Below are 9215 nucleotides of genomic sequence, written 5' to 3'. Positions count from 1 at the left end.
GGGATGGAGACGAGCGACAGCCGAAGCTGCCCTTTCCAGAGTGCGCGCGGTGCCATGTCGGTCCTTTCCCTGCAAGACTCGCCGCCATGATCGAGGGCGGGATACCTGAAGATATAGTTTCAGACCGATAATTGTTCCACATTCCGGTTCGGGAACCAATTCCAACACCTTAGGTTGATCGGATAGTTCGTCGAATTGGCGCTTGCGCCAGCTAGGAGTGCCCGTGGCCTCGGTATCCATGTCTTCTCAATTCCTGCGCGTCCTCATGGCAGTGTTGACGTTTTCCCTGCTGTCGGCCTGCAAGGTTCCGGATGATCCCGAAGGAACGACAGAGGAGGTGACGGATAACGTTCTCAGGGTTGGAGTCCTGATCGAACCGCTCGATCAGGCGGATGCGGCCGTTGTCACGCGGGTCGCAAATGTCTTTCGAGCAACGCCAGAGTTCGTGACGGGCGACCCCCACACTCTCTTTGCGCAGCTGGAAGACGGAGAAATCCATCTCGTTGTCGGCCGTATCCCTGCCAATACACCCTTCACGAGCGATATCGCGCTGAGCGATCCGCTCGGCAGCATCATGCTGGGTGACCATACCGAGGACCGTGTTCTGGCCGTTCGAAAGGGTGAAAACAGGTTCCTCATATCCGTGAACCGCGCGATAGAAGGGTTGGTGGAATGAGCCACGACATCCCCGAGGAGATCGAGCGCAAGCTGCGCCGTGCCGGTCGGCTGGAATGGTGGTCGATCTTCTGGCTGATGACCATCATCGTGGTGATGTATTTTGCCATGGGCTCGAGCCAGGCGATGAAGACGGCGTGGATAGAGGATACGCTCAGCCTGCTGCCGCCCATCCTGTTCCTGCTGGCGCGCAAGTTCGAGAACAAGCCCGCGACCGACAAATATCCCTTCGGCTTTCACCGTGTCGGATCGCTGGCCTTCCTTCTGGCCGCCGCCGCGCTGAGTGCCATGGGGGGCGTCCTGCTTTATGATGCCGCCAGTGCCCTGATCCGGCAAGAGCATCCCACCATCGGCAATGTCACGATCCTGGGGTGGGATGTCTGGCTGGGCTGGCTGATGGTCGCGGCACTTGTCTATTCCGTCATCCCGCCCGTCATCCTTGGCCGAATGAAAAAGCCGCTGGCGCGCGCGACGATGGACAAGATCCTTTACACCGATGCCGACATGAACGCGGCCGACTGGAAGACGGGGCTGGCCGGGATCGCGGGGATCATCGGCATCGGGTTCGGCTTCTGGTGGGCCGACGCCGCTGCGGCGGGGCTGATTTCCTTCGATATCCTGCGCGACGGGCTGCGTAACCTGCGCATCGCGGTGGCCGAATTGCTGGACGGTGCGCCGCGAGAGCTGGAGTCATCGGATATCCACCCGATCGTCGACACGCTTTCCGATGAGTTGCGCAAACGGTTTGCGGGCCATGATGTGCAGGTCCGCGAGACCGGACGCTTCGTGCGGGCCAATGTGGTTCTCGCCAAGGGCGCGGAACTGAATGGTGAGGAAGCGCGCCAAGTGGTCTCGGAAGAACAAGCCTGGCGGCTGGTGGCCGTCGGGCGTCAATTACAGGAGCTGCCGGAATGTCGGGAAGATGAGGGGTGACCCCCGGCCTGTGTGAAGCGCCTACGGGTTGCCTCCCTTTTGATCAGGCCTGCGACTGGCCGAAAAATCTCTCAGCCAATCCTGCAGGCGGGACCTCATATCGGCTTCCGGGTATCGGTGAAGGTAGGGTAGCGCCTGTGCAAGGTGCTCCCAGTCTACGGCGGCATCATCGAACCTGCGGCCAAATATTTCGGTCAATTTTTCGGGGACCCTCATTTCGGGATCCTCATGACTGAAGAAAAGTGCGAAAGGGGCCGCATTCAATTCGGCGATCAGCCCGGCCATATCCTTCAGGAGAGGCATGTCATTGTCCCGGTCCGCACCCAGATACAGCAGCAGCTTGCGTCCGTGAACCACGGTCTGCGTGGTTGTCATGACGAAGCTGACGGCAAGCGTCAGAACGATCATGCCGTTCACACCGACCACAACTCCCAGAAGCGCAACATTCGAATTGGCGGGCGATGTTGCGCCCCCTCCGACCGTCGAAAGAAGATGGCCGACATGCGAGACAAACCCCACGGGGTCTGCGGCCCGACCGCTGCCCTGCTCCACGACGGATCCTGAAGTTCCGTAGAAGATCATTGCCCAGGCCAAGTTTACGCTCAGGATCCACCATGTCGCTACACTCGCCACAACCAAGGGTCCGATCACCTTGTGCTTGATGTCGGCCTCCGGCAGTTGCCTAAACAGGCGGAAAGAGACCTTGGCAATCCGTATCGCAATCGGGCTGCTATCGTTCGTCCCGACCGTCGTGATCAGGAAATCCGTCATGGTAACGATCAGACATACGACTCCGAGAAATCCGATGATCAGCGACATGGCGGCCCTTCACTGCTTTCATGAGCATTCCGAGCAAAATTCACGGCACCTGCACGGGGTTCCGTGATCCTTAGCGACCGATCTTTTCCATGCTCCAGCCCACCGAGAAACCGTGCAGGACGGTCGACAGGAAGATCGTCAGCGCGGTGATGATCCACAGGTCGGAGAGATGGGGCAGATCGGCATGGCTGGTGGCATAGGCGAGGTAGTAGATCGACCCGATCCCGCGCACCCCGTAGACGGCAACCACTGCCCGGTCGGAACGGGCCAGCGCGCTTGCCGTCAGCGATATCCATCCGGCCAACGGGCGCAGCACCACGATCAGCAGCACCGCAATGGCGACATGGTTCCAGGTCAGGCCTGCCGCCAGAGCGGGGAGCAGGCCACCCAGGGCAATCAGCAGAAGCGCCGTCAGGGCGTGTTCGATGGATTCCGAGAAATCGTGCAGATGCCGATGATAATGGTGTTCGCTCTCGATACGCCTCAGCGACAGGCCCATGGCGGCCACGGCGATGAAACCGTAGCCCTCGACCAGTTCGGTGGAGCCATAGCACAGGAACACCCCGGCAATCGCGATCACCCCCGAGCCGGTATCGGCCAGCCGGGTTTCGTGGGGCAGGTTGAACAGGATCTGGCCCAGCAACCAACCCCCGGCCCAGCCCATCGCGGCCCCGATGGAAATCCGGTAGATCACGTCTTCCAGCAGCCAGCGCAGACCCCAGTCGCCGGGGGCCAGACCCTGTGCGATGACGATCAGGCCGAGGTAGACGAAGGGAAAGGCCAGCCCGTCGTTCAGCGCGGCCTCCGTGGTCAGGGCAAAACGCACCGGATGCTCCTGTCCCTCCTGGGGTGGTGCGATCTGCACATCGGCGGCGAGAACCGGGTCGGTCGGTGCCAGCACGGCGGCCAGCAGAAGCGCGGCGCTGGCGGTCAGCCCACCCAGAACCACGCCCAGGAGCGCGACCGCCGCGATGGTCAGGGGCATCCCGATCACGAGCAGCCGCAGCGTCGGTCCCCATTTCCGCAGCGGACCGAGGCTATCGACCCGCATACCGGCCGCGAAGAGCGCGACGATGACGGTGATTTCCGCCACGACCTCCCACAGCAGGGGGGCGCTGCGCGGGTCGGGAGGTGCGGGCAGGCCGGGGACCGTCAGGACGGCCAGCGCGCCCAGCAGGATCATCAGCGGGGCGGCTTCCGGTTCCCGCAAGGAGACCAGCCGCGGAAACCAGCGCGCCAGGATCACGATGCATCCCGCCACTGCGAGGGTCAGGTGATAGGCCCTGAATTCGAAGAAGGCATCGGTTTCCATCTCAGGTCTCGGCGACCCCCTTGAACAGGGCCTCGTCCACATGATCGCCGTGCAGCACCGAGATATTGCCCGTCGTCTCCAGCACGACGGCGCGCACCGACGCGAAATCCAGCGCGTTGGCTTCGCGCAGCTTGGCGATCAGGTCTTCCTCGGCCACCCGTGTCGCGCGCAAGGCATCGTGCAGGATGACGCCGTCCTTCATCAGCAGGACCGGCGTGTTCTGAACCAGCGCGTCGAGCCGCGGCGACCAGCGCCGCAGCCGCGAGACGCCATACTGGACGGCAAAGAGGCTGGCCATCGCCGTCGCTGTCTGCACGAAACCGGTCCATTGCTGCGATTGCGACGCCCCGGCCAGAAGCGAGCCCATGGCGACGGTCATCACGAAATCGAAATTCGTCATCTTCGAGAACGATCTCAGGCCGACGATGCGGACCAGCAATATGATCCAGGCAATGCCGATCCCGCTCAGCAGGCTCCCCTTGGCCAAGGCGTCGACGAAAGGTCCATCAAAGAACATCCATGATTCCTCCTGTGCGTAAGCTGATGCTCCTCATCGAGCAGCAAAGTTCCAACACGTGACCTTAAACACGCGCCGCATCCGTCATCTCAATACAGATTAAACCGATTTCCGGCAGTTACAGTTAAAGGAAGCTGGAGACGGCAGATTGCGGAGTGAGTGTTCAATGATGGTCGATTTTAGCGAATTCATCCTTCGTGTCCTGTTCTCGGGGGGCTGCGGACTCGTCGTCGGGCTCGACCGCGAGATCAAGGGCAAGCCGCTGGGAGCCGGAGCCTATGTGCTCGTGGCCATCGGCTCGGCGGCGCTCATGGTGGTCACGCTGAACTTTGCGCTGAGCGGCGTCGCCGAGGACGAGGCCATGACCATCGACCCGACCCGTCTGATCCAGGGCATCGTCGGCGGCATCGGCTTTCTCGGGGCGGGGGCGATCATGTCGCCACGGGACAACGGGCGGTTAAAAGGGGTGCGCAGCGGGGCCGCCATCTGGGCGGTGGGGTCGATCGGCATCGCATGCGGGCTAGGTTACCTGAAGGAGGCGGCATTTATCTCGATCTTGATCTTCGTGGTTCTCAACTTTTTTGATTGGCTGCACATTCGCGGCAACAAGTAGGAGACTGTCGTGAGCGGCAAAACCAGTTGCCTTGTCACCAAGCTGTCGCATTACGTGACCCTGTCCGACGCAGACAGGGAGCGGCTTGCCAGACTGGAAAGGACGGAGCGGAATTTCGACGCGGGCCAGGAGGTCTATCAGGGCGGCGATGAAAATCGGGATCTCTATGTCGTGAAGCACGGCTGGGCCTTCAGCTATACCGATCTGCCCGACGGTCGCCGCCAGATCGTCAAGATCCATCATCCCGGCGACGTCATCGGTTTCCCGGATGTCGCGGGACGTTGTCGTATTTCAGGTCCGAGGAACGGTGGTCTCGATCCGTGGAAAGGATCGCCCTGAAATTGGGATCCTGAAGCCTGATACCTTTGACCGTGCGCGGAAGGCAAGCACCTGGCTGGGATGTCCGTGCTCTCGAGCAAGAGTGGCGTGCGTGGGCTGGTGAGGTTCCGGAAAATGCCGATGCAGCTTTCATAGGCTTTTGCAAGAAACATTTTGCTGAGAAGGGGCGTCCGTAATTTCAGGGTATCAGAAACCTGAAGACTCGAGACTGGCGTATTGGTTGCCATCTCGCTCACCGCAATAGCTGAACCCCGGGCGGTATTTCATAACGAAAGATCGCCACCCGTCTCATCCAGGTCGGGCTCCTCAATATCGCACGCGTCGTGAAGCCGACACTCAGGCTGCGCCTCATGTGGTGGTGACACTTGCTTATCCGTCTGACCAAGCTCTGCTGGACCATATTCTTGAGACCGACTTTGCTGGGCCAGAAAATCTGCGGCCTGCGAGCTCGGGGTCAGGAGATCGACCTCCATGCCGGTGCAGTGTGCCTGACCGCCATCCCCGAACGTGATCACTGCTGTCGGCATGCCCGGCCGGGACGACGGGCGCAGCCGGGTCAGGCGTCCGCCACTTCGCGCGGCAGTGCGGCATAGCCGCGCTAGCCAACCTTCATGTCCGAGTTGCCCACCAGCGGCATCAGGCCGCGATGCAGGTCGGTGACTTTCCGCTCGAGACGCTTCAGCTGCTGCTGAATGTGCGCCTGAGTTTCCTCGGCTTGTGCCTGCCGGTCGGTGTGGCCGGTCAGATGCGCTTCCACGTTGGTCATCGTGGACAGCAGGCGCCGGATCATGTCCTGCTCTTCCTGTCCCTGCGGTGTCCTCAAGAGGTCGAGCAGCGGGGCGAGGGCCCGGATGTCTTTCTGCAGCTCCCGCAGCTGGTTCAACACGATGTCTGTGTCCGTTGAGACGGTCAGCGGCTCTAGGGTGTCTGGCTTCATAATCATATTCCTTTTCTGCTTGTACGAGCCCGGTGATGAGTGTGCGGTACCTGAGGGTCTGCCGGGCTGGGCGCAGAAGGGCGGCATGACTCATCCTTGCGCCAAGCGCTTTTGGCCTCCAAGCCTTGCCGAAGACCCCGAGGGTCATCGCCGCGCGGCCGAATGCACGGTGCCGCAGACCCGTTTTGCCGTCCGGATCCGGAACTTCCTCAATCATGAAGGAGCTGCCAATGCGCGCCATGGCGGCCCGGAACCCGGGAAAGTCCATCGGCTGATCTTCAAGGAAAACGCGCTGGATATCGGCGTGCAGCTGTTTTCGATGGGGGGTATCCAAACGCCGAGTCGGCACATGGGGCATAAGGACGGGCAGGGCTTCGGGATCGAAATGAGCGAGAGGCTCCAGGCTGAAGATGGCGCGCAGAATGCGGTCATTTTTGCAGGATCTCGAATAGCTCACCTCCGGTATGAGATGGATCCCGGTGAACAGACGACACTGGACGATGACGTGGTAATGATCGCAAGTGCTGTCCCTGTGGCGGACCATGATCCAAGGCACTGCCTGCGGCGGCAGGCCGCGCAAGTGCAGATCGGTCGCCAAGATGCGGCGGGCCATGTCGTCATCGGCATGGCGACCGGCCGGAAGCGAGCAGGTGAGATGCAGGTATTCCGCTTCGTCCGACAGTGCCGCGAAGAACCTGCGTGCGGCCGAGAGGGAGCGCGCAGGGAACGAGCAGGGGATCAGATCCATGCCGTCGCGGCGCGCATATCTCAGAGGACGCGTCGGCGTCTTGTAGCGTTTGACATGGACCCACATCAGATCTTGGTCCTGTCACTGCACAGATCGATGAGCCGGTCCCTGATCCGGGTGGCGAGGGCACGTCGTTCTTGCCTAGGCAGGTTCGATCCGCTCATCTCGAAGTCGGCCAATTGCAGGAAAGTCTGCATGATGTCCTGGGACATTTCAATATGGGTCCTCCACGATGCCCCCTCGACGCAGGCAAGGACATATTTCGAGGTGCTGGCGAAGCCGTGCTTTCTGGCCTCGAGGTGGATTTCGTGCTTCCTGAGGGCAGACATGGTGATCTTGAGTGCGGATTTTTTGTCTTTTGGCATGAAGGCATCTCCAGTCTGACGTTTCAGTAAGCATAGCGGAACGCGCGGGGCAAATCACCGGGGCGCGGTCTGAAACATGTGGATAACCTTCTGATGCATAAAGTTTTCGCAAACATGAGCGCGTAGGATGATTTCCCGTCAAGCTCGGCTATATCGGTCTCGGAACTTTCCGGGAGGCCGCGTGGCGCGCGGGCAAAACATGCCGCGAGAGCGGTGACGTGTCGGTGCCCGACCATTTCCTGGCCGTGCGGATCGCGCCAGAAGGGAACGCTGTTTCGGATGCGTTCGCCGAAAGTGATCTCGCAGAGCTGGAAGAGGGCTATGCCGCGCGGTCCCCTTGGCCCGGACCAAGATCCGGATCGTGGTGGTCGACGCCCGGATCGGAACGCTGACGGGGAAGCCCGTCGTGACTGCGATCGAGTGGAACGGGCAAGCCGGTCGAGACCGGCGACGTATCGCTTAAGGCTCCGGACAAATGGCACGCGCCGGACGACCCGCTCATCGTGATCTGCGGTCCTTCGAGCCGCTCTTCTGGTGGGAGTAGGACGTGGACTTGCCGAAATTGCCCGGTACCCTGGAACAGGCGATCTTCTGGATGACGGCGACAGTCCGGCTCGAAACTTGGCCGGGCAATCTTGTCCTGCGGGTCACGGGAAGCCCTCGTTTGAAGGCCGCCGCCATGGGGGTGATCACTTTAAGAAAATCTTCGCGGATAACTGCCAACGAGACAAGTCCGGGTACGCACAATTTTATCCGCCCCACCCTAGCGGGCATGCCTAAACGGAAAGAACTCCAAGGGTGCTTTTGAGAACCTAGGAAGGGGGCCCAAAACGCGCCTGATCCCGCCGGAGGGGATATTATTTCCCATGCTTTTGATACCGGGCGCCTTGAGTCAATTCCGGAGATCCGGAATGTCCAGGTTTCCAAACTCCAGCCGCAGCCGTCACGGACCGGAAGACAGCGGCGGCTTGATCATCGGGCCGCGCTGTACGTCGCCGCGCTTCTCGATATCCAAAGCTTCCGAGATTTTTTCCCGCGTCCTTGTGAACGCCGGACCGGAACCGAAGCCTGACGCCTTTTCCACAGGCGGTTTGCGCAAATCGTCGAGCCAAGCATCAAGCCTCTCCCCCTCAAGAAGCCCAACCTCGATAAGATCCTCCGCCATCCGGCGCAGCGTATCTCGCTGCTCTTCGAGCATCCGGATCGCCCGGGCTTCGGCGGCCTCGAGCCGGGCGCGAATCCGGGCGGCGTTCTGCGGGATTCGGAGATACGCGGCAGAGGCCATGTCGAGCCAGACGGGACCCTCGGCGCCGAGGCCGAACCGCAGATCGATATCCGTTGCCGTCTGCGTTGCACGCGCGAGATCTGACAGCGCATTGCCGCCCGATCCGGCCGCAACACTGCCGAGGATTAGCCGCTCTGCTGCGCGGCCGGCGAGGGCGTAGGCCAGCTCGTCCTCAAGATCCGAGAGAACCGATTTGCCCGTGGCGTAGGACATCCAAGCCTGCCCGCCATCGCGGGTCAGAACCACGCGCGTGACCCTTCCGATGCCAAGACATGTGCCGACGATCGCGTGGCCGCATTCATGGAGGGCAACCCGGCGCTCCCAGGCCGGGTTTGCGTCCTCGATGGTGCGGCCGAGTGCCTGCTGAAGGTCCTCCACCGTCACCTCGCGCGCCTCGCTCCGGGCGACGCTGCGCGCCTGGCGCAACGCCCCGTCGACATCCGCAGCCGTCCCACCGGTGGCCGCACGCACGAGCCGCGCCATCTCGGAGGAGGGGATTTCGGCGCCGAGCCCGTCCCGCAGCATCCGCTCAAGAGCACGCGGTCCGGGCAGTGGGACGTTGGCCCGTACGTCGATCCGGCCTGGCCGCAGGATCGCCGCATCGATCCTGTCCAGATAATTGGTCGTGCAGACGAGCATGACGCCCTCATTTTCGGCCAGACCATCGAGGGC

The 9215-nt window shown here is 61.6% G+C and carries 10 protein-coding genes; 5 read left to right on the top strand and 5 right to left on the bottom strand.

Going from position 1 to position 9215, the window contains the following annotated elements; translation table 11 throughout:
* Positions 1 to 223: 223 nt before the first annotated feature.
* The gene (locus DC366_RS18955) at positions 224 to 676 is read left to right on the top strand and encodes a hypothetical protein (protein ID WP_133176250.1); all 453 of its coding nucleotides are present in this window, start codon (positions 224 to 226) and stop codon (positions 674 to 676) included.
* Positions 673 to 1608: a cation diffusion facilitator family transporter gene (locus DC366_RS18950; protein ID WP_108693717.1), complete on the top strand. Its 936-nt coding sequence runs from the start codon at positions 673 to 675 to the stop codon at positions 1606 to 1608. The genes DC366_RS18955 and DC366_RS18950 overlap by 4 nt, the downstream gene beginning before the upstream one ends.
* Positions 1609 to 1629: 21 nt before the next feature.
* On the opposite strand, the gene DC366_RS18945 is transcribed toward DC366_RS18950, so the two are convergent.
* The 3 genes from DC366_RS18945 to DC366_RS18935 all read right to left on the bottom strand — a co-directional run bounded on the left by DC366_RS18945 (position 1630) and on the right by DC366_RS18935 (position 4256).
* The gene (locus DC366_RS18945; RefSeq protein WP_108693716.1) at positions 1630 to 2427 is read right to left on the bottom strand and encodes a hypothetical protein; all 798 of its coding nucleotides are present in this window, start codon (positions 2425 to 2427) and stop codon (positions 1630 to 1632) included.
* 70 nt (positions 2428 to 2497) lie between these two features.
* Positions 2498 to 3739, bottom strand: a complete 1242-nt coding sequence (locus DC366_RS18940; RefSeq protein WP_108693715.1) for a cation:proton antiporter — start codon at positions 3737 to 3739, stop codon at positions 2498 to 2500.
* Between the two features lies 1 nt (position 3740).
* On the bottom strand, positions 3741 to 4256 hold the full coding sequence (locus tag DC366_RS18935) for a DUF421 domain-containing protein (protein ID WP_108693714.1): 516 nt from the start codon (positions 4254 to 4256) through the stop codon (positions 3741 to 3743).
* Between the two features lie 166 nt (positions 4257 to 4422).
* Between DC366_RS18935 and DC366_RS18930 the strand changes: the two genes are divergently transcribed.
* Both DC366_RS18930 and DC366_RS18925 read left to right on the top strand, forming a co-directional pair.
* Entirely contained in the window at positions 4423 to 4869 is a 447-nt protein-coding gene (locus tag DC366_RS18930; protein ID WP_108693713.1) for an MgtC/SapB family protein, read from the top strand.
* A 9-nt stretch (positions 4870 to 4878) separates the two neighbouring features.
* Positions 4879 to 5208 (top strand): cyclic nucleotide-binding domain-containing protein, encoded by a 330-nt coding sequence (locus tag DC366_RS18925; RefSeq protein ID WP_108693712.1) that lies wholly within the window; start codon positions 4879 to 4881, stop codon positions 5206 to 5208.
* Between the two features lie 598 nt (positions 5209 to 5806).
* Here DC366_RS18925 and DC366_RS18920 read toward each other — a convergent pair.
* Positions 5807 to 6145, bottom strand: a complete 339-nt coding sequence (locus DC366_RS18920) for a hypothetical protein (RefSeq protein WP_108693711.1) — start codon at positions 6143 to 6145, stop codon at positions 5807 to 5809.
* Positions 6146 to 6230: 85 nt separating this feature from the next.
* Between DC366_RS18920 and DC366_RS18915 the strand changes: the two genes are divergently transcribed.
* Positions 6231 to 7277 carry a hypothetical protein gene (locus DC366_RS18915; protein WP_207768783.1) on the top strand — a complete coding sequence of 349 codons (1047 nt, stop codon included), beginning with the start codon at positions 6231 to 6233 and terminating at the stop codon, positions 7275 to 7277.
* A gap of 924 nt (positions 7278 to 8201) precedes the next feature.
* Here the strand turns inward: DC366_RS18915 and DC366_RS18910 are convergent.
* Positions 8202 to 9215 (bottom strand): AAA family ATPase (locus DC366_RS18910; RefSeq protein WP_119851598.1); only part of this gene is annotated, 1014 nt, incomplete at its 5' end.

The organism is Pelagivirga sediminicola (assembly GCF_003072125.1).
Taxonomy (GTDB): Bacteria; Pseudomonadota; Alphaproteobacteria; order Rhodobacterales; family Rhodobacteraceae; genus Roseovarius; species Roseovarius sediminicola.
This window is presented reverse-complemented; position numbering and strand designations above follow the sequence as displayed.